Origin of the sequence: Marinagarivorans cellulosilyticus (assembly GCF_021655555.1) — a bacterium.
GTDB classification, from domain to species: domain Bacteria; phylum Pseudomonadota; class Gammaproteobacteria; order Pseudomonadales; family Cellvibrionaceae; genus Marinagarivorans; species Marinagarivorans cellulosilyticus.
Map to the genome: position 1 here is coordinate 817,902 of NZ_AP023086.1, position 25,070 is coordinate 842,971.

The following is a 25,070-nucleotide window of genomic DNA, read 5'->3' on the forward strand; positions in this document are numbered from 1 at the left end:
GACCTTTGCTGCTTCTTATTTATTTACATTTAGAAAACGGTCTGACTACTATGTCTGAACAAAAACAAGATGAAAACAAATTAATTGCCGAGCGTCGAGGCAAGTTGGCCAATATTCGCGAGCGCGGAAATGCGTTCCCCAACAAGTTCCGTCGTACGCATAAAGCGCAAGAACTACAAGATTTACACGGTGAAAAAACCAAACCAGAGCTAGAAGAACTGGGTTTTGTAGCGGCGGTTTCTGGCCGGGTGATGGCCAAGCGCGGCCCCTTTATGGTGTTGCAAGATGTGAGTGGCCGCATTCAGCTTTACGCCGATAAAACCGCACAAAAAGCGATGAAGGAAATTGATGGCCAATGGGATATTGGTGACATCGTTGGTGTTAAGGGTGTTGTGCATAAGTCGGGTAAAGGCGACTTATATGTAGATTGCGCCGAGTTCCAAATGCTCACTAAATCGCTTCGCCCTCTGCCCGATAAATTCCACGGCCTTGCCGATCAAGAAACCCGTTATCGCCAGCGTTATGTGGATTTAATTGTCAATCCAGAAATTCGTAACCTGTTTGAAACGCGCACTAAAATTATTGATTTTATTCGCAGTTATTTAAATGGCAAAGATTTCGTTGAAGTCGAAACACCTATGTTGCAAGTGATACCTGGCGGTGCAACGGCTCGCCCGTTTGTGACCCACCATAATGCGTTAGATATTGATATGTACATGCGCATTGCGCCAGAACTGTACTTAAAGCGCTTGGTAGTGGGTGGTTTTGAGCGCGTTTACGAAATTAACCGCAACTTTCGTAACGAAGGTTTAAGCACGCGGCATAACCCAGAATTCACTATGTTGGAATTCTACCAAGCCTATGCTGATTATCATGACCTTATGAATTTAACCGAAGACATGCTGCGTAAAATGTCTGAGGCGGTAATGGGCACAACAGAAATTGTAAGCACTAAACCCGCTAAAGAAGGTGAAGAACCTGTGACGGTAACTTACGATTTCGCCAAGCCTTTTGATCGTTTAACGGTGATTGAAGCCATTGTCGCGCACAATAGCGATATTACGGCGGAGCAATTAAATGATGAAGAGCAGGCCAAGGCTATATTGAAAAAACTAGGCATTGAGTGCAAGCCTTTTTGGGGCTTAGGTAAAATTCAAATAGAAATATTCGAAGCCACTGCCGAGCATAAATTAGAGCAGCCAACCTTTATTACAGAATACCCAGCAGAGGTTTCGCCGTTGGCGCGCCGCAGCGACGATAACCCTTTTGTGACCGATCGTTTTGAGTTTTTTGTAGGCGGGCGTGAGCTGGCGAATGGCTTTTCGGAATTAAATGATGCCGAAGACCAAGCCGAGCGCTTTCAAAAGCAAGTGTCTGAAAAAGATGCGGGTGACGATGAAGCCATGCACTACGATGCCGATTATGTTCGCGCCTTAGAATATGGTTTACCCCCAACTGCTGGCCAAGGCATTGGTATTGACCGCTTAGTGATGTTGCTAACCGATTCACCTTCAATTCGCGATGTATTGCTCTTCCCACATATGCGCCCAGAGGTGTAGTGTTTTGTATTATTAAAGCCCACCTCGGTGGGCTTTTTTGTTGTGATGTGCATATTGTTGATTATTGAGGTAGTGCATGAAGAAAAAAGTCGAATTACACCCGTCGTGGTTACGCTATTTACAGCCCGAATTCGACAAGCCCTATATGCAAGGTTTACGGGCTTTTTTACTCGGGGAAAAAAGTGCGGGCCGAAAAATTTACCCTGACGGCAAGCTGATTTTTAACGCGCTAGATAGCACGCCGCTGGACGATGTGAAAGTTGTAATCTTGGGGCAAGACCCTTACCACGGCCCTAATCAGGCGCATGGTTTATCGTTTTCGGTTCCTGTTGGCGTTGACGTTCCGCCATCGTTGCGGAATATGTATCAAGAGTTAGCAAGCGATGTAGGCTTTGTGCCGCCTGGGCATGGCCATCTGCAGCATTGGGCTGATCAAGGTGTATTACTATTAAATGCCACCTTAACGGTGGAGGCGCGCAAGGCCGGCTCACACCAAGGCAAAGGTTGGGAGCATTTTACCGATGCCATTATCCATGCGATTAATGATCATTGTGATAATGTCGTTTTTTTATTGTGGGGCGGTTACGCGCAGAAAAAAGGGGCTTTTATTGATGGCAATAAGCACTGCGTATTAAAGGCGCCGCATCCATCGCCGCTTTCGGCTTATCGTGGTTTTTTTGGCTGCCAACACTTTTCTAAAACAAATGCATACCTTGCTGAGCACGACAAGCCTGCTATTACTTGGCAGCTGCCTAATCTTTAAAACTGCCCTTAATTTCTTAGTCACTTTTTATCATGATGAACTTCTGCGGGAATTGTTCAAGTAAGTCTTTAAAAGCCCGATTGTTTTCATCTTGGTTGTATAGGGGGTTTTCTATTGTTATTAGTCGTATTTTTTTGCTGTTTTGTAATATGTCGGCATCGCTAAAAATACTTTTAATCAAAGCATTTGCTTCGCCATTTTCGGTGAAACGTTCTAACCCCTTTTTTAATCGCGTGGCGAGTTCGGGTATAGCACTGCTGGTGTTTAGTTGAATGGGGATGGGGTAGTACAGCATTAAATCATCGAGTGTTGTGATTTTCATGTCTTGTGAGTTGCCTAGCGCGGCGGGGTCGTCTAAAACGCTAAGGGCAATATAATCAAAGCGTTTTTTCTCTAACATAGGCAATAAATTATTGGCTAATAACCCCTCTTTGTAAGGTATGTTCTGCGCTTTAAATATCTTTTTCTCGGCCCAGTTGTGGCCAATTCCAGCATTGAACTCGCGCAAATTATCAAGTGTGCGAATGTCATTAAACTGCTCAATATCTTGTTCCTTGGTTAATAATACCCTCAGGCCCAATACGCTACTTAAAAATGGGATTTCAATATTTGATATTTTGCGCTGCTTGGCAGGTAGTGCGTGTTGGGTCGAAAAGTAAAGGTGTATTCGAGTGCCGTGGTCGATCATTCTTTTAATGCGTTCATCGCTGGTCTTAACGGGGTAATGATTGAGTACGTAATCGCCATATTCATCGCGCGTCAGTTCTAACGAGCGCTCTATTGTTGTTTGCAATATTTTTTGTATGCTAGGAGTGAATGACAAGTTATAGAGGGTGATTTCTGTTGTGGGCGTAGCGGCAGTTGTGGGCGTACCGGCAATAGCGGTGTTATAGGGTGATACTAGTAAACAGGTGAGGCTCGCCGCGATGCATTTAAAGCGAACCAAGGTTGTATAAACATTAAACGTGCAGATAAATGCCAGTGGATTTATTATCATAACCTTATTGTAATAAGTATAAACAAAGACAGTGCGGTCATGTCTGTGGATTCTCGTGCGGTAAAGGTGTATTTCGCGCCAATCTGGCAGTGTTCTAGTACGCATGTAGTCTTCTCAACTATAGTTTATATTCAAATGGCTGGCGATTAATTGAGCGACCTACCTACCTTAGGCTAGAAAGGGGCTGCACATGACGGCTACTACAACTATTAGGTGTACTGAGTACTTTGACCGAAACTGATATATGAATTTCATTACACGTCGACTGCAATACTACCTTGGTATTATTGTGGTTATTAGTATTGCCCTACCTGCGCTAGTGACGGGCATCATCGTGACGCGCCAAAACTATGAGCGCAGTGTCGATTTTGAGGCCCGTATTCGAGCCCAGAATTATGCCGATGTGCTTCAGGGCGGGCTTTCTCTCGCGCTTTGGAATATCTCCCCAGAATTAGCCAAGCCCATTATGGACAGCATCCAGCTTGATGAAAGCGTACTGGCTATTTATGTCTCGAGTTCCGATGGTGAATCGTTTATTAGCTACCACCGCTGGCCTGTTGAAATCATCGAAAACGAGCGAAAAAAAATATCAATTGAAACGCCGATCTTTTACCAAGGGCAGGAAATCGGCCGCTTTACCCTTCATTACGGCTTGAAAAAAAGTTTATCTCGGGCCAAAGAAGAGGCGGTAACATTAATTCAGATGTTGCTCGTTCAAATATTCATTACCTTTATTGCGTTGAATTTGGTATTGAGTCAAAAAGTTTTAAAACCGCTAAAAAAGCTCAGTGCATCGGCTAAGGGTATTGCCTCTGGCGATTTAAGAACCAAAATCCCTTTTACTGGCGAAGATGAGTTCGGCCAATTGTCCAATCAACTGGAGGCGATGCGGCGCGCTTTAGAGAAACACGTAACATTGTTAGAATTGCGCGTCGATCAACGCACAAGAGATCAGCAAAAATTAAATGATGCCTTGCAAGAGTCTGTGGTTCAGGTTCAGCAAGCGCAAAAGCAGCTGGTACAGCAGGAGAAGTTGGCGGCATTAGGTGGTTTGGTCGCTGGTATTGCGCACGAACTTAATACGCCCGTGGGCAACGCGCTAACAGTAGCGACAAGCCTGTTAAGCAACACCGGCGCAATAAAAGAAAAAATGACGGGCGGTATGACACGCAGCGCCCTAGATACTTACATTGGCGATGTTGATGAAGGCGCCAGAATGATAGAACACAACCTTACGCGGGCAGCGGAGCTGGTTGCAGGCTTTAAGCAAACGGCTATAGATCAAACAACCGCCAAACGACGAGAATTTAGTTTGCATAAGTTGGTAAGTGAAACCGTACTGACACTAACCCCTAATTTGCGCAGTAAACAGTTTCAAATAACAACCGATATACCAGATAATGTGGTGCTTGATAGTTACCCTGGCCCGCTTAGCCAAATAGTGACTAATTTGGTAAATAATGCTGTTCTCCACGGCTTTGAAGGGCGCGATAACGGTAGTATCCATATCGCTAGTGAGCCTTGTCGTATAAACGGTAAAGAGGGGGTTAAATTAAGCTTGCGTGATGATGGTAAGGGGATTCCCGCCGATAATCAGAAAAAAATATTTGATCCGTTTTTTACCACTAAGCTTGGTAAGGGCGGTAACGGTCTAGGTATGCATATTGTCCATAATTTAGTGACAGGCGCCCTTGGTGGCGATATAGAGCTTGTTTCTGAAGTGGGTGTAGGAACAGAATTTATAATCAGTATTCCTTATGTTGCCCCGGTATTGCAGCATGTTGATGGAACGCTCTAGATGGTGATGTTATGAGTGATGAGGACTTAATGGTTTTTGCGGACGAACCTGAAGAGGTGACGCCCGCTAATGATTCGGTGTGGAATATATTAATTGTTGATGATGACAAGAATGTTCACACCGCAACAAAGTATGCATTAAAGGATGCGGCAATTCTTGACCAAAAACTTCATTTCTATGATGCCTATTCCGCTGCCGAGGCAAAAACGTTTTTGCGAGAACAGCCCGATGTCGCTGTAATTTTGTTGGACGTGGTAATGGAAACGCCCAACGCAGGCTTAGATCTAGTCGCGTTTATTCGGCAGGAATTAGGGTTAGAAGATGTACGTATCGTGCTGCGCACAGGCGAGCCTAACCAAGCCCCCGAGATGGCGGTTATTAGGGATTACGACATCAACGATTACAAGTTGAAGTCTGAAGTTACCCAAAAGAATTTATACGCCTGCCTTACGGCGGCATTGCGTTGCTACGAGCAAATTAAAACCATTAAAGAGGGTAAAGAAGCGCTTAATAGTGTATTGGCTATGGGGCGTACATTGTTGTCTTGTGCGAACGAGACTGAATTTCACGATATTGTTTTTGATAACGCACTTAAGTTAGGCCATAGCCCTGCGGGAGCAATGCTAGTCGTCGACGAAAATAACGAGCGCGAAGTAACGCATGCCAGCGGCAGCTTTGAAAATAATGCGGGTTTATTACTTGATAGTGTTAATGATGAAGCGGCCAAAGCACACATTAACCGTTGCATGACATCGCAGCGCAACGCGATGACCGAAGATGCATTTGCCTTGTATTTGGGCTCCGAAACACGCGGCGCGCGCTGTTGTTATATTCATGGTGATAAACAGCGCAACGAAGTCACCGAAGGCATGATGGCTGTATTTGCCCGAAATTGTATTATTTCTGGCGATAATATTTTCTTTGTCGAGCGCCTTAAGAATCATGCTTATTGCGATGCCCTTACCGGACTACCTAATCGTAATGCTCTAGAACAAGCCATCACTGAAATGCAAAGTGCAAACCCTGACAATAAGCAAGTGTTAGCTATTATTGATATTGACGGCTTTGCCGAACTTAATGTCGCTTTGGGCCAAAGTTATGGTGATCTCTTATTGCAAGTTGCGGCAGACCGCTTAAAAAATAGATTCAGAGCCCCGTGCTTTTTAGCGCGTATTAGCTCGAATGGTTTTGCTTTACTCGGTCCAGAAACCCACATTACGCCAGAATATATCGTAACCCCTTTTAGCGACCCCTTCGAAATTGCTGGGGAGCCTCAGCTGTTGGGCGTTACCTCTGCTATTGCGCCATTATCAGAGGTGGGCGCTACCGGTGGTGATGTTATTAAGGACGTGAGCATTGTTCTCAAGCAAGCTAAAAAACATCATCGTGGCCATGTCGTTAGGTTTGATCGCGCCGTTGTCGATGGTGCAAGAAACCGTTTGGATATCCTGAAAAGGTTGAGAGAAGCGTTTGATCAGCAAGAACTATTTTTAGTTTTTCAGCCTAAACTCAGTTTGCAAAGTGGACGTATTGTAGGGCTAGAGGCGTTGTTGCGCTGGCGTACTAAACAGGGTGAGTTTATATCGCCCGCAGACTTTATCCCTTTAGCTGAGCAATCGGGTTTGATTATTCGATTGGGCGAATGGGTTTTGCGCAACGCGATTGAACAGCTGATTGCCTTGCGCGACAAAGGCTATAAAGATGTGCATATGGCGGTTAACCTATCGGTTGCGCAGCTGCAGCACCCAGATATTCTCCATATGCTGACGCGTGTGATGGGAGAGTTTGATGTGCCCTCACATTTTATTGAATTAGAAATTACCGAATCCATTGCTATGGGAGATATTGTCGGTAATATTGCTACTTTAAATCGCATTAAAAGCATGGGCTTTAAATTGGCGATGGACGATTTTGGTACAGGCTTTTCTTCGTTGAATTACTTACAGCAAATGCCAATAGACTGTTTAAAAATCGACCGAGCATTTGTGCAAACCTCTAATTCAAAAAGTGGCTCTGAAATTGTTGAGATGATTATTCAGTTGTCGAAAACATTAGGGCTTAAAGTCGTCGCAGAAGGGGTTGAAGAATTAGAACAAGCAGAATTATTAAAGTCTTTGCAATGTGACGAGGTGCAAGGCTTTTATTTTGCTAGGCCTATGCCGCAGAAAGATTTATATGACTGGCTAGATAAGCATCAATAATTCGAGAACTTGTGTAGGGTGGCGGTGCGATTAAGGTTTTTTGCAGTGCGCTCGGCCCGCTGTTTTTTGCACGACTTCTTTGCTGAATGTTGCTGCTGAGCTGCTGGCTAGCTCAATGGTCAAACTCACAGTATCACTGTAGTTTTGCTCAATTATGGTGCCTTGGTACAAGCTTAAAAAATGTCGGATGTGGGGTTCGTCTTCGTAAGGGGCTATAACAATAATGCGTTGCATAGGGACGACATCAACCCATTGTGCTTCGTCCAGCGCTTTTGATACAGCTTGACCGTATGCGCGGACTAAGCCACCAGCCCCAAGTTTTATCCCGCCAAAATAACGTACAACTACGGCGCAGCAGTCTCCTGCGCCGCGCTGTGTAAGTACATGAAGCATGGGTTTGCCGGCTGTGCCAGAGGGCTCGCCATCGTCATTAAAGGCCGCTGTAAGCGGTTGTTGAGGGTTGCCAATAAGGTAGGCCCAGCAGTAATGGCGGGCATCGGGGTATTTCATTTTTAGTGTATCTAGGTGTTCTAGCGCGGCTTCGCGATTGGTCACTGGGAAAATAAATGCTATAAACTCGCTGCGTTTTTCTTCATAGTGAAATTGGCTGGGCGCTGCAATGGTTTGATAAGTGCTCATGTATTGGTATTTATTGGCTTGTTTTTAGGGAAGGTGCGCTAGCGGGTCAGCTGCGGCTGTGATCATAGCGGGTTACAGGTATGCAGGCCATCTGACTTGGTGAACTATTTACCACTTCGTTGTCTTAGGCGCGTTGTATATTTTATGTAGGCATTGGCTCGCTTGCGCCACAATAATAAAGGGCATTAATAAAAGCCACTTCTAAATGCTATTTCCGAATTGGGCTGAATAGTTACATCATGATAGAACTTAATAATGTCCATAAATATTATGGCGAAAAATCTAGCCGTTTACATGTTCTTAAGGGAATTAAAGCCCGCGTAGAGACTGGTGAAATGGTATCCATTATGGGGTCCTCTGGGTCGGGTAAATCAACCTTGTTGAACATCCTTGGCTTGCTTGATACCTATGATGAAGGCTCGTATAAGCTGGGAGATGTGACTATTTCGGCCAAGCTCCCTGAGGTCAAAGCCGCGCAATTGCGCAATCAATTTATTGGCTTTGTTTTTCAGTCTTTTAATTTGCTGCCGTTTAAAAATGCGACTGAAAATGTAGCCTTGCCGCTGTATTACCAAAAAGTTAGCCGTAAAGAGCGCAACCGGCGAGCAAACGCGTTGCTGGAGATGGTGGGGCTTGGTGATCGTGCAGGGCATATGCCCAATGAAATGTCCGGCGGGCAAAAACAGCGTGTCGCGATTGCGCGTGCATTAATTACCGACCCTAAAATTATACTGGCAGATGAGCCTACAGGGGCATTAGACAGTTCAACGACGAACGACATTATGGCCGTTTTTAAAGAGGTACACAGTACGGGTAAGACTATCGTCATTGTTACCCACGAGCACGATATTGCCGAGCAAACCGAGCGGCTTATTTGGTTGAAAGATGGTCGCGTAGAAGATGCCAATCTTAAAGTGCAAGGCTAATCATGAGCTGGGATGCACTACAAGAAATACTCTTTACCTTAAAACAAAATAGCTTAAGAACCTTTCTTACCGGTTTTGGCGTGTTTTGGGGCATCTTTATGTTGGTGTTGTTACTCGGCGCCGGTGAAGGGTTAAAGCATGGCATGGAAGAAAGCTTCAGTAGTGATGTGCGTAATTCCATGTGGATTAATGCCTGGAAGACATCTGTACCTTATAAGGGGCTTGCCCACGGGCGTAGTATTCAGCTTACCGAAGATGACGTTGGCGCTTTGAGAAAGGGTGTGCCAGAAATAGAAATGATTGCAGCCGAGCAAGCGATGGGGTCTGTATGGCGTGGCGATATTTATATTACCTATAAACAAAAGTCAGGTAACTTTTCTGTTTTTGGAGTGGGCGACGGATACTTTAAAATTAAAAAATTCCAAGATTATTATCACGGCCGGCGCTTAAATGATTTTGATGAAGAGGAATCACGCAAGGTCGTGGTTATTGGTACTCGCGTAGCTGAGCGACTATTTGATCCAGGCATTAACCCTGTTGGCCTTCAAATAGCCATTAATGGCGTCAGCGTTAAAATTGTAGGTGTGTTTTACGATTCTGGCTGGGAAGGCCGGATGAGCGAGCGTATTTACATGCCGCTAGCGGCATACCAAAAGACTTTTGGCCGAGGTAAAGATATCGGCGTTATTGGTTTGTACCCTAAAGCGGGTAGTGATAACAACGTTATTGCTGAAAAAGTGCTTAAAATCTTAAAAGAGCGCCATCACGTCGCCCCTTCAGATACCTCTGCTATTCGACTTTTTGATTTAGCAAAACAAAGTGCAGATGTGAATAATACATTCAGTGCAATTAGTTTATTTATTTGGTTTGTCGGTTTGGGAACGCTAATGGCGGGCATTGTCGGTATCAGCAATATTATGATTATCTCTGTGAAAGAGAGAACGCGTGAAATTGGTATTCGCAAAGCACTAGGCGCTCCACCAGGAGAAATCATCCGCACAATTATGAGTGAGTCGCTACTGGTGACCATTTTTGCGGGGTATATCGGCTTAGTATTCTCCGTCGGGTTGTTGGAGTTATTTAATCTGTTTGTGCAGAAAGCCGGCGCCAGTATGCCGTATTTTTCGCGGCCAGAGGTGGATATTAGTGTTGCGTTAGTCGCACTTTTTATTTTAGTCGCTGTTGGTGCTGTTGCAGGTATTATTCCCGCGTGGCATGCCGCTCGAGTTTCACCGATTGAAGCCATGCGGGAAGAGAGCTAGCTATGTTGGATCTTGATCGCTGGCAAGAAATTGCACACACGTTAGGGCGCCACAAGCTGCGCACCACACTTACTGCCTTCGGTGTTTTCTGGGGGATTTTTATGCTTGTCCTTTTATTGGGGGCAGGCAATAGCTTAAAACAAGATGCGCTGAGTCGTTTTGGCGCTAGCACAAATACCATTTACCTTTGGGCCGGGCGCCCCACACAATTGCCTTATCAAGGGTTTGCTAAGGGACGTCGGGTTGGTTTAAATATTAGCGATCGCGATTATCTTCGGCAGAATTTGCACGGTGCTGAACTCGTCCTAGAGCAAAACCAATTAGGCGGCTGGCAGGCAGACCAATACATTGTGCGCAACGGTAAAAGTGGGTCTTATCAAACAACAGGTGCACACGCCGAAACAGCCTTGCTAGAGGGCTTTGTTGCCATTAAAGGGCGTTTTTTGAATGTGTTGGATTACACCGAGCGCCGTAAAGTTGCAGTGATTGGTGATGAGGTTTATAGCGATCTATTTGATAAAGATGAAGATCCCATTGGGCAAAGCTTAGAAATTGGCGGCTTATATTTTAAAATTGTAGGCGTGTTTGCTCCAAGTATTCCCAGTGAAAATACCCGTCGAGATTCACAAAGCATCCGCATTCCTAATAGTACATTGCGTCACGCATTTAACCAGCTGGGCTGGATTGGCAGTATGCGTATTAAGCCCAAAGAGGGCGTCTCTGCCATTGCGTTGGAGCAACAGGCGTTAAGCTTGTTAAAGGAACTGCACCATATTCACCCCGATGAAAAGGCAGCGATAGGGCATTACAATTCTGAAAAAGATTATTTGAAAGTTATGTCGTTGTTTACTGGGCTGCAGGCATTCAGTTGGTTTGTGGCTATTGGCACGTTGTTAGCGGGCGTTATTGGTGTTGGTAATATCATGTTGATTGTCGTTAAAGAGCGCACCCGTGAAATAGGTTTAAGGAAGGCCCTTGGGGCTACGCGCTGGTCTGTTCTGAGTTTAATTATTCAAGAGGCTCTGGTGATTACAACACTGGCAGGCTATACCGGCTTAGTTGCTGGTGTTGCTATGCTCGAATTATTTTCAAGTATTATTGAGGCCGGTGGTATTCCAGGTTTTGGTGTACCGTCTATCGATTTTTCTACGGCGTTATCGGCGTTGGCAATTTTAGTTTTTTCGGGTTTGCTTGCAGCATGGTTACCTGCGCGCAAAGCGGCTGCAGTAAACCCTATTACCGCACTACAGGATGATTAAGAGGCAACTATGAAAAAGTTTTTTTGGCTACTTTTTACTGTGGCCTTATTGGGGCTGTTTGCATGGACAACATTTTTTTTGTACCAAAAATCGCAGGAAGCCCCTGTTGTATACGAGATGGCAACGCCTTTGACGACCGATATTTTCTCTAAAACTGTTGCCACCGGTAATATTAAACCCCGTAAAGAAATTGAGGTGAAATCAAAAGTTTCTGGCGTGGTGGAGCAAATTTTTGTTGAAGCTGGTGATGAGATTAAAAAAGGAGATCTCATTGCACGCATTGAATTGGTGCCGGATGTTGAGTACTTACGCAATGCGGAATCGAATGTTGAAAAAGCCCGCTTGAACTACCTTAATGCAAGCCGCGATTACGAGCGTCAAAAAAAGCTTTATGCAAAAGCGTTGATCTCGGAATTTGAATACAACAAAACGAAGCTACAGTTTGACTTGGCAAAAGAGGTGATGGAAGCCACCGAGGATAATGTCGCGTTAATTAAAGAAGGGGTTAGTAAATACGGCGGTAAAGTTTCTAACCTTGTTTATGCGACGGCTACGGGGATTTTACTGGCAATTCCGGTTAAGCCGGGCACATTTGTTATTGAAAGTAATACTTTTAATGCCGGTACTACCATTGCACAAATTGCCAATATGGACGACATGATTTTTGAAGGGCAAATTGACGAATCAGAAGTGGGGAAATTGGAAGTGGGCATGCCTCTCACTTTGCATATAGGTGCTTTAAACGAGCGTAGTTTTGGTGCTGAATTAGAGTTTATTGCCCCTAAGGGTACCGATCAGCAGGGTACTATCAAATTCGAAATTCGAGCGGCTATAAAGTTGCAAGATGGTGTCTTTTTGCGCGCAGGTTATAGTGCGAACGCTGAAATTGTTTTGGATGAACGTCGACAGGTGCTTGCAATTAACGAAGGTAATCTATTGATCGAAAACGATGAAACCTTCGTAGAAGTTGCCACGGGTGAGCAAATATTTGAAAAGCGTAAAGTTACGACAGGGTTGTCGGACGGCATTAATGTCGAGATTCTTTCAGGGATTGAACTAAGCACAAAGATTAAAAAACGCTATTGATGATAAAGTGCCCTAAAGCATACATAGATTTAGGGTAGTTTGATGACAACAGGTAAACATGTATTAATCGCCGGTGGCTCTGGTTTTGTCGGCCAGGCGCTGGCTAAACAGTTAAATACTGCGGGTTATGAGGTCACAATACTGTCGCGTAACCCAAATAAAGCAAGGGCGCTTTTGCCTTTTGCGCAGGTGCTGAGTTGGGACCAGCTGGCTTCTGGTCTCGATACCCCTGTTGCGGCTATTATTAATTTGGCTGGAGCATCCATTGCCGGTGGTCGTTGGACGGCGTCAAAGAAAGAGCGTTTAGTTTCTAGCCGTATACAAAGCACCCAGGCGTTAGTCTCGTTTTGCCAGAATGCTGCTAAGGTGCCGCTTGTTTTCATTAATGCATCAGCCATTGGTTTTTACGGTGACCACGGCAATGCGGTAATTACAGAAGAAACCCAGCCTAATTCCTGTTTTTCACATCGACTTTGCTATGACTGGGAGCAAACCTTAACCCCCTTAAAAGAAACCACTGATATCCGCTTGTGTATTGCTCGGCTAGGGGTGGTGCTTGCGTCGTCTGGCGGTGCCTTTGGCCAAATGGCTTTACCCTTTAAAGCGAAGGTTGCCCTGCAAAACGGTGACGGCCAACAATGGTTCTCTTGGGTTGCGTTACAGGATGTCCTGAATGCACTGCAGTGGATGCTTGAAAACGAGCTAGCGTGCGATACTTACAACGTGACCTCGCCCGAGCCAGTTAGGAATACTGAATTTACCAAGCATTTAGCCAATCACTTTGAAACAAAAGTAACATTAAAGGTGCCTGCAAAGTTACTGCAATTAGCGCTAGGTGAAATGGCCGATGAGCTGATATTAGCTAGTCAGCGCGTGGTACCTGATCAGTTAGTCGAGGAGGGCTTCAGGTTTCGGCATGTCATGCTCGACGAGCTTTTAGCATTCAGTGACTTTTAGTACTGTGTAAGTGCAGCCCACTGGCTGGTTCCACACCAATGGGCCGCTTACGATTACAGGGTTTTGAAGACTTTACGTGCTATGTCGAGTGTTTCTTCTATATCGGCATCGCTGTGCGCTGTACTCATAAAAGCGGCCTCGTAGGACGCTGGCGCAAGGTTTACGCCGCCTTCTAGCATACCGTGGAAAAACGCATTAAATTGTTCGTTATTGCAGGCCATTACTTGCTGGTAATTGCTGACCTTGGGCTCTTCTGTAAAAAAGCCTCCCCACATGCTACCGGTATGGTTTACGGTAAAAGGGATGCCCGCTTCGTTGGCAACCGCTTGTATGCCTTGCGCTATTTTTTCGGTCTTAGCGAAAAGGCTTTCGTAAAAACCATCGGCTTGTACGAGTTTCATCATGGCTAAACCTGCGGCCATCGATACAGGGTTGCCAGATAGCGTCCCCGCTTGATAAACCGGCCCTACCGGTGCAATGTAATCCATAATTTCAGTTTTACCGCCAAACGCGCCTACGGGCATGCCGCCGCCAATCACTTTACCTAAACAGGTAAGGTCGGGGGTAATGCCGGTAAAGCCTTGAACGCCGCCGGTGCCAAATCTAAAGCCGGTCATAACTTCATCAAAAATTAATACGGTGCCGTACTCGTCGCACACTTCACGTAAGGTTTCGAGAAAACCTGGCTCTGGTGGAATGCAGTTCATATTGCCTGCTACGGGCTCAACAATAATGCAGGCAATTTGCTCGCCAGCCTCTTTAAAGGCCTCGCGTACTTGATCGGCATTGTTGTAGCTAAGGGTGATTGTGTGGTCGGCTATGCTGGCGGGTACACCGGGCGAGCTTGGCACACCAAAGGTGAGGGCGCCAGAACCGGCTTTGACTAATAGGGAGTCCGAGTGCCCGTGATAGCAGCCTTCGAATTTTACGATTTTGTCGCGCCCAGTATAGCCACGCGCCAAACGAATCGCGCTCATGGTGGCTTCTGTACCCGAGCTGACAAAGCGTACTTTTTCTAGGCTTGGGACCAGCTTAATAACTTCTTTTGCTAGGGTGGTTTCGATTTCGGTGGGGGCGCCGAAGCTTAAGCCAAGTTGGGCTTTTTCGATAACGGCATTGAGTACATCGGGGTGGTTGTGGCCGGCGATCATGGGGCCCCAAGATAAAACGTAATCGATATAACGTTTGCCGTTGCTATCGAATAAGTAGGCGCCCTCTGCGCGCTCGATAAAAATGGGCTCGCCACCGACGGCTTTAAAGGCGCGAACCGGTGAGTTAACACCGCCAGGGATAACTGTTTTAGCTTGATCAAATAATGGGTTCATAGACTCGTCGTTATATTTTCAGTGAAGTATTTTGGGTATCGCATGCCATATTATGCGCTAAAGAGGCGGCAAAAGTCCTTCGCACGGGCCTCGACATCGTCGCAGGCAAATAAACTGTGACATACCGCAATAGCCGAGGCACCAGCGTCAATTACGCTGGCGGCATTGTTGAGTGTAATGCCGCCAATAGCCGTTATCGGAATATTCAGTACTTGTGCTTGCGTAAGTAGCGTTAGCGGGGCGGCTTTGGCGTTAGGTTTTGTTTGTGAGGGGAAAAATCGCCCAAAAGCCACATAGCTGGCGCCATCGGCTATTGCTTGCTTGGCTAGCGATAATTGATCGTGGCAGGTCACGCCGATAATGGCGGTTTCGCCCAACAGCTCGCGCGCTTGGCAAACGCTGCCGTCGCCTTGGCCTAAGTGTACTCCGTGGGCGCTTACTCGCTGAGCAAGTACGACATCATCGTTGATGATTAATTTTGCATTGTAATATTCGCAAAGCTGGCGCAGCTTTTTAGCATCGGCAAGGCGTTGTTCTTGGTTTGCGCTTTTGTTGCGGTATTGCAGCCATTGGCAGCCCCCTTTGAGGGCGGCTTCAGATTGACTTATGAGTAAGTCGCCGGGCATAAGGGTGTCGTCAGTAATCGCGTAAAGCATGTTTTATCTATTTAGCTGTGATTGGGTTGGCGGCCCGAACCATATTTCGAGGCCGCTATAATTTTTGTAAGAAATTGAAAAGCGCTTAAAGCTATAAGCCCTGTCTAATAAGCCCTGTGTAATAAGCTCGCTTGAATAAGGCGTTGTAGATTGATACGTTGGGCCTTGCGCTATCGTTTTGCGTTGATGGCTTCGGCCCAAAAAAAACGGTTGGGTATGGGGGTATCAAAGCCAATTCTGCGAGCGTGTGCGGCAGCTTGGCTGGCAAACTTCAACCCCTCTTGAACAGCGGTTTCTACCGAGCTGCCATGCGCTACGTAAGAGGCAATGGCTGCTGAAAGGATGTCTTCTACCGCTGATGACTGTGGTTGGCAGCAACCGGCTTGCCAATTGTAAGTGCTTAGGATGGTATCTTCGTCATACAGTGTGTATTCAAAGCTGCGGCTGCTTTTGCTGCACTGGTAGCTAAGTACGTAATCGCAGTTGCAGGCAAATAACTGGTGAATCAAACCCTCTGTCACAGGTGCATGTGAAGTTAATAGTGGGGTTTGGGTGTTGTCGCAAATGAGCAGTTTGCTGGTGGGGATAAGTAGCTCTGAGCATGCGTTGGGATAGTCGGCAATGGCTTGCGAGTTGTTGTCCCAGTACTGCAATGCTGCTGCGCTAATAACAGGAATTTGAGGGTAGTCCTCTAAAATAGAGTGAATGGCCTCTAAGTTGGCAACAGAGCCCGCATAGCTTACATAAATGGCGGCAACCGGCATGTCCTCAAGCACCGAGCGAGCTTGTTGGATTAGCAGGTTACTGTCGACAGCAATCAATTCGCGTTCGTCGCTACTGCTGCTGGCACACAGTGCCGTTGCCACAGAGGCGCAGTGGCCACCTAGTGACGCGATAACTTCAGCTATGGCTTGTAAGCCACTGCGCCCTGCAGGGTCGTGTGGGGCAAAACTTAAGATGACTGGTGGTGTAGTGTCCATTTTCTCTCCCGTGTTTAGCTGGAGTGTAGCATGACTTGTTGACGATGTTATGTGGCTCGAGGTTCAGGGTTGGATGGCGTTTTTCTGAATATACGGTAATCGCAGTTGATGGGTGGCAAATAATCGAGAGCAGGGTAGAATCAGATCATCTGTAGTATTTGTTGCCTTAACTTTCTCATTCTGTAATTTTTAAAGGAGCTTAATTATGAAGCTATCGTTGTTGTCTGTGCGCTCGTTGCAAGCGGTATTAGTCTTTGCTGCCGTTTTTCTCGTGGGTTGTGCCAGTGGCCCCAAAATACACTCGGTGTATGAAAAGGGAATTAATTTTAGCGAGTACAAAACATTTGCTTTTCTTGATTCGGTGGAACCCGCAGGAGAACAGGCTTATCGCTCGTTAACCAATAAATACCTTCAAGAAGCGATCCGCAAAGAGCTGACTTCACGCGGTTTGACCGAGCAAAAAGGTGGCGATTTGTTAGTGGGGTTTCACGTTAGCACAAAAGAAAAAATTACTTCGACGTCCTCGCCCTCAATGAATGCAGGCTATTACGGCTACCGCGGCCGTTATGGCTATAGTTACGGCATGGGTTACGGCACAGAGACTCGTGTTAGCCAATATACCGAAGGTACGTTGAATATTGATGTAGTCGATGCCAACCAAAAGCAATTAGTGTGGGAAGGCGTTGCCGTGGGCAAGCTAAAAGAGCCAAAAGAAAATAAGCTGCGCGGTGATATTCATGCTGTAGTTCAGCAAATTTTTATGGAATACCCTGTTGCCGCGCCAATGGTTGTTAACCAGTAAGGCGCCACGCTAGCGTTTGTTCTTGGGACAAATAACCATAAAAAAAGCACCGCGCAATTGCCGGTGCTTTTTTTATGGTTAAAGAAAAATTATGGTAAAACCTAAAAACCGCAGTTGAACCATCAAAGTCTACGCATCCCCTTGGTGCACCTGACGCGTGATAAAAATGATTCATCACCAATAAGGGGACTACACATTTTTACTACACGCCATGCACACCAACGGAATACGCATCTTTTTGACTCTCAACTGTGGTTTCTAGGTTAAAAGCTGAATCCAGGCGCTAGACGTAAAACTTTGTCGCTAGGTGGAGCGACGAGTTCGCCATCGATAAGCAGTGATGGCCGAGGCTTTTGTTGTGCGCTAGCTGGCGAGCTACAAGTGCCATTGCTGCGATGATAAAGAGCAGTGTTTAACATTTGTTCATTGCTATTACCAAGCTCGTAAGCAAGGTCGTCACTAGCGCTACAGCCGTTTACTTTGTTTGTAAATGGGTCGCCACCGCTGGCTACGGGTTCGAAGCCATCGATAAATTCGCCAAAACCCTGCCCGTTCACCGTTTCGAAATCAATACTGAAATAGCGCGTTCCGCAATTAGTTTGAGCGTTAAAACCATGAGGTTTACCGCAGGTGGTTCCGCCAACTTGAATAACCTCTATATCAATACCGCGCAAACCATTGATAAAACTTTCGCTGGCAGAGCAAGTGTCTCCGGTTGTTAGGACATAAACGCGGTTGAGGTTAACGCTGGTTAAAGGTTCTGAGGGGGCGCCGGTATTGTAAGTATTGCTGACGAAGTCATATTCCACGTTGTCGTTGGTGCGCTTGTCGTTGTATTGCAATACGCTAAATGTTTCGCCGGCTGTTTTGCTGTCGCCGGCGACTAAGTAGGCCAACTGTGCGGCGATATACAAATAGCCGCCACCGTTGTAGCGCAAGTCGACCACGAGGTCGTCAATACCGTTAGTGGCAAACTCGTCAAACGCCGCTTTTAGCTGACTTTCGGCGGTGAATGTATTGAATGTATTAAAAACGAGGTAACCCACGTCACCTGAGTCGGTATTTAGAATGCTGTGCTTTAGCACTGCAGAAACCGTGATGTTAGCGGCTTCTAGTGTGTAGGTTACGGCATCACCTAATGTTGGGCTGAATTGAAATGTGGCGCTAGTACCTAGCTCCGGTGAAAAAATAGCTTGGTTGGCATCGGCAATTTGGTCGTTAGTCAGCTCTGTTAGCAAGGTGCCGTTAACATGCGTAAGCTGCATGCCCCGCGTTACGCCAGCGTCATTCGCGGGTGAGTCAGGTTCCACAAAGGAAACGTACAGTTCCCGGTTACCAGTCATTTTCCAGCTAATACCATAACCCCCTCGCTGACCGGTATAGGTGAACTGATCGCCTGAGACCTCATCTTCGGTAAAGTGAAAGCGGTCTTTCTCTGTTCCGTTAGCGGTAAGCTCGTTAGTTTTTTGTAGGTCGAAGTACTCGATAGTATCGCTGTAATTATTGGGGTTTAAATCGGGGACTTCTTGGTACCAAAGGTAGGATTCGTGAGTCCACGAGCGCAAGAAGTGGTTTTCGTGAGCAGTAGAGCCAATTCTATCTGGGTAAGCTTGGTTGGTGTAAGGGTGAATACCTGTGCGCGGGCTCTCACATTGGTGCTGGTAGCGTGATGAGGTTAAATATTGCCCTTTTGCCCAATGGCTGTTGACTGGGGGTAAGAAATTGCCATTACCCGAACCATTGCAGCTAATTAGGCACAAACTGCAGGCTAATATGGTGGCGCCTCGAACCCCCGCAGGGTTATCTAGCAGGCCGTGGTATAAAAACTTAAGCATTGAATAGCTCCTTAATTAATGCATTTAGTTTTGATCATACGAAATTTAAGTGGCTAATAGAATGCGCACTAGATGGTTTGAGGGGTGCTTGGCATTCTGGGGGGATAAACGGTGGCTGTCAGGAGAAACTCCGGTATGAAACCGGAGCGAAAACCTTAATTGTTCATGGCGAGGCATTGGGTGTTTTCAAGCGGGCTAACAGTTTTATTGTTGTGGTATGCCAACACACATTCGCTACCGTTAGAAAACAACTCAAACCGGTAAGGGGGCAGGTGCTCTATAGTAATGCCGTTAGGGTGTTCTGTAGACGGGGCTATGTTGTGGGATAAAAGCAACGTCGAACGGTTTTGAAAAGCGTTGGCAGGTAAATGTTTTAACCCTTTACCCGAAAGGCGGCCGATGGCTTTCTTTATGTCGGCTTGGCTTTCGGGGTTTAGATCGGTTGCTAGCGCAGGGGAAAAACCTCGTTTGGCTAGGTTATCCGTGGTTAAAGTCTGTGCGCTAGGTTGTGATGTGCAGCCAGCCAGTGCGCTGCAGAGTAATAAGCTGGTAATCACGTAAGTTATTTTCATAGGAAAGGCCGTTATAATTTTGTGATACCGGCGCAGACATTGCCTGCGCTAGAGTGGGGCTTTCTTAGCGATTGTGACGTCATTGCTTAACTCGCAATATTCGCTGCCCGAAAGGCTGCATGATTTGGCCTCCGGTAATGCTTGCGGCGCTTGGTTTTTGTGCGAATGAAGTAGAGCTAGGGCAGCGGCTGTTCTCACGATAAAACAGTGCAGCGCTGATAAGAGGGTCTGATGTTGCGCCTAACTCAGAGGCAAGGTTGTCATCGACCTTACAGCCTTGTACTTTTGCACCATGCATGTCGGCATCGGAGCTGGGTTCGAAGCCGTCAATATAGTTACCAAACCCTTGGCCGTTCGCTGTTTGGAGGTCGATACTAAAATAGCGGGTGCCGCAATTCACAGCTCGGCCTGAGAAACCGTAGGGCTTGCCGCAGGTGGTTTGGCCTATTAGTACAACCTCGATGCCAATACCGCGCAAGCCATTAATATATTGCTCGCTAGCCGAGCAGGTGCCTGGGGTAGACAATACGTAAACTTTGGGCAGATTGAGACTGGGTAGTTGAATTGTCGTGTTTGAGTTGATCTTGATTTCACTAATAAATTCTAGCGGTTGGTTTTGGTCTTGTAATTTATCGTTAAATTGGTAGATCGCGTAATCTTCGCCTGCAGTGGCGTCTTCGCCTGCTGTCATATACGCAAGCATTGACGCATATTCGCCGTAGCCGCCGCCGTTGTAACGCAGGTCAAGAATTAAGTCTTCAATGCCAGACTGATTAAAACCGTTTATGTTATCGATAAGTTGTGGAATGAGCTCTGATGGCCTAAAGCTATTAACCATCATATAACCAACTTTTCCATAGGGGGTCGAGAGGGTTTTACTCAAATAAACAGGGGAAACTTCAACTGCTGCTGCCTCAAGTTTATGGGTAATCCTACCGCCGGAGAGCGTTTCAAAAACAATGGTATTCTCATCGCCGACTTCGGGGAAATGGAGTGCTGTTATTGCTCTTCGGTATTCTGTTTCGGTTTGGGGGGGGAGCTCACTTCCGTTAATGGCGGCGATTCGCATGCCTCGTTGAATGTTCACGGCTGAGGCCGGTGAGTTGTCTTCGACATAGGCGACGTGGAACTCAAGGGAATCCTCATTAAAGACCAGCTCTAATCCATAGCCCACTTTTTCGCCAGTAGCGTTTAACTGGTCTCCCGCGACCTCATCTTCATAGCCGTGAAAATGGTCTTTCTCTTTCCCGCTGGGTGAAAGCTCTAACGTTTTCAGCAAATCAAAATAAACAAAAGGCGATGCAAAATTATTAGGGTCTAAATCCGGTAACTCGTCATACCACAAATAACTTTCGTCACTCCACGAGCGCAAAAAGTGATTCTCGTGTACGACGGTGCCTTGCTCATCGGGGTAGGGCTTCTCGGTATAGGGGTTTACGCCCGAGCGCGGCGCAGCGCAGTAGTTTGCAAATGTTGTGGATGGTTTGTAGCTACCCTTTGTCCACTCGGTGGAGGGGGGCGTGCTTGTGCTGCTTGATGAGTTAGAGCCGCCAATAATCGGTGGCGCAACGTAATCTCGTGTGTCGGCGGGCATTTGGCCCGAACTGCCGCTGCCGCAGCCAGCTAATAGTGCGCTACTAAAACCAATAGCGGTTAGCCAGCGAGTATTATGGGTGTAAAACATGGTGCACTCCTTTGTGATGAATCTCTAAGACGGGCCATCATACTGAATCCGCATGAAAAACTAAATATTACATGTAATTGAATGCGTTGATTAACGCTTGTGTCGCAAATGTGGCGGCGGGGCCGGTAAAGCCGGGCCTAGCTTGCACTAAATAAAGTGTTAGTTGCCGCTGGCCACCGGTTTTAAGTTGTAGCTGAACAAGTTCGCCATTATTAAGTTCTGGTTGAATGTAATGCATTGGTAAAAAGGCAAAGCCTAAACCTGCCTTTACGGCACTAATGCTGGTTGCGAAGTGGCTGAAAGTCCAGCGCTGTTCGGCGCCTAGCCAACCGGCGTCCTGTTCTCTTTTTAGGCCGCTATCGCGAATTATGATTTGTCGTTCTTGTTTAAGTTCGGTTTCGGGTATTGGGTATTCCTTTGTGCGGCTTGCCAATGGATGGGTATTGGCCACCACCGGAATCATGGTGACTTGCGCGACGATATCGCCCATAAACCCTGGCGGTACACGCGCTGTTATTGCAATTTGCACCTTTCCTGAGAGCAGTGCTTCATCGGTGCCAGATAGCGTGGTTTCGTACACTTTTACCCGCGTGCGCGGGCAATGTGCCGAAAACTGCTGCAAGCCTTTGAATAAAGCCTTATGCGGGGTTAGTGCGTCTGCTGCAATTGCAATTTCGCTTTCTATTCCCTCGGCCATATCGCGGGCGAGGTCTTCCATGGCTTGTGCCTGCTGTAGTAGCGCAGATGCATGGCGGTAGAGGGTTTGACCCGTTGCCGTTAGGGTAGCTTTGCGGCCCTGTTGCTCGAATACGGGCGCAGGTAGTTGTTGCGCCATTTGCTGCATGGCATAGCTAATACCAGATTGGCTTTTGCTCAATGTTTCGGCTGCGGCGGCAAAACTGCCCTCGTCGACAATTGTTTTAAAAATATGCCATTGCTCGAGTGATACCTTCATAATTCATCTAATTTTTTGATGTTTAGGTGCAAATATTCTGCGCATTCAATCAATTTTTCAAGCGTATTATGTTCGCATCAACTCAACAACGAGCAGAAGGTGAAGCTATGACAACGCGTATATTACAAATTAATGCCAGTTTATTTGGTGAGCAGGGGCAGTCTAGTCAGCTGAATGCTTACCTTGTCGAGCGTTTATCTGCGCATGGCCACAGTGTTGTAACTAAACGGGATTTAGCCGCGCAACCCTTGCCGCATTTAAGTGGCGATACCCTTGCAGCAATAGGCACTAGCCCAGATGCGAGAACTTCTGAGCAGGCTAATAGCGCGGCATTAGCCGATGCCGTTATTGATGAGCTTAAAGCTGCGGATGTGCTGGTATTGGCGGCGCCAATGTATAACTTTAATGTGCCCTCTACCGTGAAAGCATGGATGGATTACGTTGCGCGTGCCGGCGTAACCTTTCAATACACCGCGGATGGCCCGCAGGGTTTGTTGAGTGGTAAAACCGCTTATATTACGGCAACCCGTGGCGGTATTCATCGTGGTAAGCCTAGCGATACCCAGACTGACTTTGTGACCACATTTTTAAATTTCATTGGTATTACGGATATTCATTGGGTTTATGCCGAGGGTATCAATATGGGGGATCATAAAGAAACCGCATTGGCATCTGCTAAAGCAACTATCGATCAACTGGTTTCTGTTAAGGAGTAAGTAATGACGATAAGACGTGTAGTAGAAACCATTAATGCTAAGCCCGCATCCGATGGTGATGGTGTAAAGCTGTTGCGTGTTTTTGGTGGCCCATCACCAGAGCGCTTTGACCCTTTTTTGATGCTGGATGAATTCGGTTCTCACGAGGCGTCGGACTATATCGGCGGCTTTCCTCCACACCCGCATCGCGGTTTTGAAACTGTAACCTACATGCTGCAAGGTAAAATGGAACACCAAGATCACATGGGTAATATCGGCCTATTAAATGATGGTGATGTGCAGTGGATGAGCGCCGCGGGTGGAATAATTCATTCCGAAATGCCTAAACAAACCGAAGGGCGCATGCGAGGCTTTCAGTTATGGGTGAATTTGCCAGCGGCAAAAAAAATGGAGCCTGCGCACTACAGTGATGTACCGGCGCGAAGCATCCCAGTATTTGATATTGATGGCGTACATGTCAAAGCGATTGCTGGGCAGGCGAGCGTTAATGGCTCGGGGGTGACTGGCCATTTTACCGAGGTAGCAACGCAACCATTATATTTGGATGTTCAGCTTGAGCAGGGGCAAAGTATTGCGTTGCCGGTGAGCGCAACGCAAACAGCCTTGGTTTACGTGTACAACGGTAAAGTGGGTATAGGCGAAGCGCTAACGCCTGTTAATGCTCAGCAGTTAGCGCGTTTGGCTGATGGCGAAAGTATTAGCGTAAGTAATAACGATGCGGAGCCTGCGCACTTACTTGTGTTAGCTGCAGAGCCTTTAAAAGAGCCGATTGTGCAGCACGGCCCGTTTGTAATGAATACTGCCGAGGAAATTGAGCAAGCCCTTGCGGATTATCGTAGCGGAGCTTTAGGGCACCTCTAAAAATGCACTTTTCCCGCGATAGCTGCTTACAGGTTTTCGCTCCTGCAAAACCTGTATTCAGTCCATCCATGGACATCAGTTCCGTCCTCGAATCCTCATTTACCCCACGTAAACTGCGGCTCTCGGCTTTGGCCTCCTGCGTCGCTATACCTCCTGAATCCATTCAGTCGTCCGGGCGGTACTTCCTTGCTCTCACGAAAAAATCACTATTTTTAGGGGTGCCCTTTAGTTAACGCGGGTGGTTATTGACGCTGACGGTATTAAAGGAAAATTAAAAATTGGGCCTAATTAGAGTGTTGGCAGTTTTTACCCAATCTAAGGGTTATTTATGAGGGCCGCGATTGAAGCGGCTCTCATATTTTTCTACGCCAAAGGTAAATAAATTTTAGTGAGTAGTTCTGTGGGCGGCACTGTTCTTGGGTCGTTCAAGTATTCTTCAAAGGGAGGCCTGTTCGCAAGTTGGTAGCCCGACTTTGGAACCCATTCGCCGTAAAACCATGCGTACACTTGCTCTAGTTCGGAATAGGGGCCTTTAAATGTTAGTGCGGCGTGTTTTCCGCCTTCCAATTCTAGGACCTCCAAGTTAGCGCTAGTCGCTTGCTCTGGCGTTAAGGTGATGCATGCGTGAGAGCTTAGCTCGCTGATATCTTTGCTGGCTGGGTCGTCATAATAAATACCAAAGGAGCGGGTATCGTCATTAAGCAGTTGCAAGCTGCCGGCTGCGATCGCCACCTTTTCGAAAACAAGCCCTATTTTTAAGTAGTCCCCTCGGTGCGGCAGGCCGCCAAGCTGAACGCGCGTAAAGTCGATAATGTCTATGTGATGGTTCATTGTGTAAAGCCTCTTGCTGGGTGGGTGGATTTTAAGTGCAGAGGGTGTGCTGCGTTGCTGCCGGTAGGCCGATGGCGTTATGTTGTAAGTGCGGCTGAAGGCTCGGCTAAAAGCTTCACCACTACTGTAGCCTAATTGATTGGCGATGCTTTCAATGTTGTCATTGGTGCGCAGCAACTGACAGGCGGCATAGTGTAATCGCAATCGTCGCACCGTTGCGTTAACGGTTTCGTGCATGATTTCTCGGTAAATGCGGTGGAAGTGATAAGGCGAAAAGTGTGCGACGTCGGCCAAGGTGTTCAGGTCAACATCGTGTTCAATATTGCGCCATAAATAGTCCACTACACTAAGTACACGGTTTTGATAGTTGGCAAGGGTGAGTGTTTTGTTCATGCGTTATCCTCTG

General features: G+C 46.7%; 22 protein-coding genes. 12 read left to right on the forward strand and 10 right to left on the reverse strand.

The annotated features are described in order from the left end of the window. The first annotated feature begins 50 nt into the window (after positions 1–50). Both lysS and ung read left to right on the forward strand, forming a co-directional pair. Positions 51–1,559 carry a lysine--tRNA ligase gene (lysS, locus tag MARGE09_RS03125; protein ID WP_236985899.1) on the forward strand — a complete coding sequence of 503 codons (1,509 nt, stop codon included), beginning with the start codon at positions 51–53 and terminating at the stop codon, positions 1,557–1,559. 76 nt (positions 1,560–1,635) lie between these two features. After that, positions 1,636–2,322: a uracil-DNA glycosylase gene (gene ung, locus MARGE09_RS03130; RefSeq protein WP_236985900.1), complete on the forward strand. Its 687-nt coding sequence runs from the start codon at positions 1,636–1,638 to the stop codon at positions 2,320–2,322. A 16-nt stretch (positions 2,323–2,338) separates the two neighbouring features. Here ung and MARGE09_RS03135 read toward each other — a convergent pair whose 3' ends face one another. Then, a complete protein-coding gene (locus tag MARGE09_RS03135) occupies positions 2,339–3,319 on the reverse strand; it encodes a hypothetical protein (RefSeq protein WP_236985901.1) in 981 nt (326 codons plus the stop codon). A gap of 244 nt (positions 3,320–3,563) precedes the next feature. On the opposite strand from MARGE09_RS03135, the gene MARGE09_RS03140 reads away from it, so the two are divergent. Both MARGE09_RS03140 and MARGE09_RS03145 read left to right on the forward strand, forming a co-directional pair. Beyond that, the gene (locus tag MARGE09_RS03140; protein ID WP_236985902.1) at positions 3,564–5,117 is read left to right on the forward strand and encodes a sensor histidine kinase; all 1,554 of its coding nucleotides are present in this window, start codon (positions 3,564–3,566) and stop codon (positions 5,115–5,117) included. A gap of 11 nt (positions 5,118–5,128) precedes the next feature. Next, positions 5,129–7,318 (forward strand): bifunctional diguanylate cyclase/phosphodiesterase, encoded by a 2,190-nt coding sequence (locus tag MARGE09_RS03145; protein ID WP_236985903.1) that lies wholly within the window; start codon positions 5,129–5,131, stop codon positions 7,316–7,318. A 30-nt stretch (positions 7,319–7,348) separates the two neighbouring features. Here the strand turns inward: MARGE09_RS03145 and MARGE09_RS03150 are convergent, their stop codons facing one another. Then, on the reverse strand, positions 7,349–7,957 hold the full coding sequence (locus MARGE09_RS03150) for a YigZ family protein (protein ID WP_236985904.1): 609 nt from the start codon (positions 7,955–7,957) through the stop codon (positions 7,349–7,351). Between the two features lie 239 nt (positions 7,958–8,196). Here MARGE09_RS03150 and MARGE09_RS03155 point away from each other — a divergent pair, with 239 nt between their 5' ends. The 5 genes from MARGE09_RS03155 to MARGE09_RS03175 are packed head-to-tail and all read left to right on the forward strand — an operon-like array spanning position 8,197 to position 13,447. Then, the gene (locus MARGE09_RS03155) at positions 8,197–8,883 is read left to right on the forward strand and encodes an ABC transporter ATP-binding protein (RefSeq protein WP_236985905.1); all 687 of its coding nucleotides are present in this window, start codon (positions 8,197–8,199) and stop codon (positions 8,881–8,883) included. 2 nt (positions 8,884–8,885) lie between these two features. After that, positions 8,886–10,145, forward strand: a complete 1,260-nt coding sequence (locus MARGE09_RS03160; protein ID WP_236985906.1) for an ABC transporter permease — start codon at positions 8,886–8,888, stop codon at positions 10,143–10,145. A gap of 2 nt (positions 10,146–10,147) precedes the next feature. After that, positions 10,148–11,404: an ABC transporter permease gene (locus tag MARGE09_RS03165; protein WP_236985907.1), complete on the forward strand. Its 1,257-nt coding sequence runs from the start codon at positions 10,148–10,150 to the stop codon at positions 11,402–11,404. 9 nt (positions 11,405–11,413) lie between these two features. Then, positions 11,414–12,490: an efflux RND transporter periplasmic adaptor subunit gene (locus MARGE09_RS03170; protein ID WP_236985908.1), complete on the forward strand. Its 1,077-nt coding sequence runs from the start codon at positions 11,414–11,416 to the stop codon at positions 12,488–12,490. 42 nt (positions 12,491–12,532) lie between these two features. Then, positions 12,533–13,447: a TIGR01777 family oxidoreductase gene (locus MARGE09_RS03175; RefSeq protein ID WP_236985909.1), complete on the forward strand. Its 915-nt coding sequence runs from the start codon at positions 12,533–12,535 to the stop codon at positions 13,445–13,447. 53 nt (positions 13,448–13,500) lie between these two features. Here MARGE09_RS03175 and hemL read toward each other — a convergent pair whose 3' ends face one another. The 3 genes from hemL to MARGE09_RS03190 all read right to left on the reverse strand — a co-directional run bounded on the left by hemL (position 13,501) and on the right by MARGE09_RS03190 (position 16,408). Further along, positions 13,501–14,772 carry a glutamate-1-semialdehyde 2,1-aminomutase gene (hemL, locus tag MARGE09_RS03180; protein ID WP_236985910.1) on the reverse strand — a complete coding sequence of 424 codons (1,272 nt, stop codon included), beginning with the start codon at positions 14,770–14,772 and terminating at the stop codon, positions 13,501–13,503. Positions 14,773–14,822: 50 nt separating this feature from the next. Beyond that, positions 14,823–15,428 (reverse strand): thiamine phosphate synthase, encoded by a 606-nt coding sequence (gene thiE, locus MARGE09_RS03185; protein WP_236985911.1) that lies wholly within the window; start codon positions 15,426–15,428, stop codon positions 14,823–14,825. A 170-nt stretch (positions 15,429–15,598) separates the two neighbouring features. Further along, positions 15,599–16,408 (reverse strand): bifunctional hydroxymethylpyrimidine kinase/phosphomethylpyrimidine kinase, encoded by an 810-nt coding sequence (locus tag MARGE09_RS03190; RefSeq protein WP_236985912.1) that lies wholly within the window; start codon positions 16,406–16,408, stop codon positions 15,599–15,601. 205 nt (positions 16,409–16,613) lie between these two features. Here MARGE09_RS03190 and MARGE09_RS03195 point away from each other — a divergent pair, with 205 nt between their 5' ends. Beyond that, positions 16,614–17,210, forward strand: a complete 597-nt coding sequence (locus tag MARGE09_RS03195) for a DUF4136 domain-containing protein (RefSeq protein WP_236985913.1) — start codon at positions 16,614–16,616, stop codon at positions 17,208–17,210. Positions 17,211–17,473: 263 nt separating this feature from the next. Here the strand turns inward: MARGE09_RS03195 and MARGE09_RS03200 are convergent, their stop codons facing one another. The 4 genes from MARGE09_RS03200 to MARGE09_RS03215 form a co-directional block, all read right to left on the reverse strand. Then, positions 17,474–19,045 (reverse strand): S41 family peptidase, encoded by a 1,572-nt coding sequence (locus tag MARGE09_RS03200; protein WP_236985914.1) that lies wholly within the window; start codon positions 19,043–19,045, stop codon positions 17,474–17,476. A 155-nt stretch (positions 19,046–19,200) separates the two neighbouring features. Continuing rightward, positions 19,201–19,617, reverse strand: a complete 417-nt coding sequence (locus MARGE09_RS03205) for a hypothetical protein (RefSeq protein WP_236985915.1) — start codon at positions 19,615–19,617, stop codon at positions 19,201–19,203. A gap of 79 nt (positions 19,618–19,696) precedes the next feature. Continuing rightward, positions 19,697–21,301 (reverse strand): S41 family peptidase, encoded by a 1,605-nt coding sequence (locus tag MARGE09_RS03210; protein ID WP_236985916.1) that lies wholly within the window; start codon positions 21,299–21,301, stop codon positions 19,697–19,699. Between the two features lie 67 nt (positions 21,302–21,368). Next, positions 21,369–22,256 carry a LysR family transcriptional regulator gene (locus tag MARGE09_RS03215; protein WP_236985917.1) on the reverse strand — a complete coding sequence of 296 codons (888 nt, stop codon included), beginning with the start codon at positions 22,254–22,256 and terminating at the stop codon, positions 21,369–21,371. A 107-nt stretch (positions 22,257–22,363) separates the two neighbouring features. On the opposite strand from MARGE09_RS03215, the gene MARGE09_RS03220 reads away from it, so the two are divergent. Beyond that, positions 22,364–22,972: an FMN-dependent NADH-azoreductase gene (locus MARGE09_RS03220; protein ID WP_236985918.1), complete on the forward strand. Its 609-nt coding sequence runs from the start codon at positions 22,364–22,366 to the stop codon at positions 22,970–22,972. Positions 22,973–22,981: 9 nt separating this feature from the next. Continuing rightward, a complete protein-coding gene (locus MARGE09_RS03225; RefSeq protein WP_236987440.1) occupies positions 22,982–23,833 on the forward strand; it encodes a pirin family protein in 852 nt (283 codons plus the stop codon). Positions 23,834–24,196: 363 nt separating this feature from the next. Here MARGE09_RS03225 and MARGE09_RS03230 read toward each other — a convergent pair whose 3' ends face one another. Beyond that, positions 24,197–25,057, reverse strand: coding sequence for an AraC family transcriptional regulator (locus tag MARGE09_RS03230; protein ID WP_236985919.1), 861 nt, complete (start codon positions 25,055–25,057; stop codon positions 24,197–24,199). Positions 25,058–25,070 lie beyond the last annotated feature (13 nt).

Excerpts from the sequence above, each read along its gene's own strand:
- lysS (WP_236985899.1), top strand. The coding sequence starts at position 51 with ATGTCTGAACAAAAACAAGATGAAAACAAATTAATTGCCGAGCGTCGA.
- ung (WP_236985900.1), top strand. The coding sequence starts at position 1,636 with ATGAAGAAAAAAGTCGAATTACACCCGTCGTGGTTACGCTATTTACAG.
- MARGE09_RS03135 (WP_236985901.1), bottom strand. The coding sequence starts at position 3,319 with ATGATAATAAATCCACTGGCATTTATCTGCACGTTTAATGTTTATACA.
- MARGE09_RS03140 (WP_236985902.1), top strand. The coding sequence starts at position 3,564 with ATGAATTTCATTACACGTCGACTGCAATACTACCTTGGTATTATTGTG.
- MARGE09_RS03145 (WP_236985903.1), top strand. The coding sequence starts at position 5,129 with ATGAGTGATGAGGACTTAATGGTTTTTGCGGACGAACCTGAAGAGGTG.
- MARGE09_RS03150 (WP_236985904.1), bottom strand. The coding sequence starts at position 7,957 with ATGAGCACTTATCAAACCATTGCAGCGCCCAGCCAATTTCACTATGAA.
- MARGE09_RS03155 (WP_236985905.1), top strand. The coding sequence starts at position 8,197 with ATGATAGAACTTAATAATGTCCATAAATATTATGGCGAAAAATCTAGC.
- MARGE09_RS03160 (WP_236985906.1), top strand. The coding sequence starts at position 8,886 with ATGAGCTGGGATGCACTACAAGAAATACTCTTTACCTTAAAACAAAAT.
- MARGE09_RS03165 (WP_236985907.1), top strand. The coding sequence starts at position 10,148 with ATGTTGGATCTTGATCGCTGGCAAGAAATTGCACACACGTTAGGGCGC.
- MARGE09_RS03170 (WP_236985908.1), top strand. The coding sequence starts at position 11,414 with ATGAAAAAGTTTTTTTGGCTACTTTTTACTGTGGCCTTATTGGGGCTG.
- MARGE09_RS03175 (WP_236985909.1), top strand. The coding sequence starts at position 12,533 with ATGACAACAGGTAAACATGTATTAATCGCCGGTGGCTCTGGTTTTGTC.
- hemL (WP_236985910.1), bottom strand. The coding sequence starts at position 14,772 with ATGAACCCATTATTTGATCAAGCTAAAACAGTTATCCCTGGCGGTGTT.
- thiE (WP_236985911.1), bottom strand. The coding sequence starts at position 15,428 with ATGCTTTACGCGATTACTGACGACACCCTTATGCCCGGCGACTTACTC.
- MARGE09_RS03190 (WP_236985912.1), bottom strand. The coding sequence starts at position 16,408 with ATGGACACTACACCACCAGTCATCTTAAGTTTTGCCCCACACGACCCT.
- MARGE09_RS03195 (WP_236985913.1), top strand. The coding sequence starts at position 16,614 with ATGAAGCTATCGTTGTTGTCTGTGCGCTCGTTGCAAGCGGTATTAGTC.
- MARGE09_RS03200 (WP_236985914.1), bottom strand. The coding sequence starts at position 19,045 with ATGCTTAAGTTTTTATACCACGGCCTGCTAGATAACCCTGCGGGGGTT.
- MARGE09_RS03205 (WP_236985915.1), bottom strand. The coding sequence starts at position 19,617 with ATGAAAATAACTTACGTGATTACCAGCTTATTACTCTGCAGCGCACTG.
- MARGE09_RS03210 (WP_236985916.1), bottom strand. The coding sequence starts at position 21,301 with ATGTTTTACACCCATAATACTCGCTGGCTAACCGCTATTGGTTTTAGT.
- MARGE09_RS03215 (WP_236985917.1), bottom strand. The coding sequence starts at position 22,256 with ATGAAGGTATCACTCGAGCAATGGCATATTTTTAAAACAATTGTCGAC.
- MARGE09_RS03220 (WP_236985918.1), top strand. The coding sequence starts at position 22,364 with ATGACAACGCGTATATTACAAATTAATGCCAGTTTATTTGGTGAGCAG.
- MARGE09_RS03230 (WP_236985919.1), bottom strand. The coding sequence starts at position 25,057 with ATGAACAAAACACTCACCCTTGCCAACTATCAAAACCGTGTACTTAGT.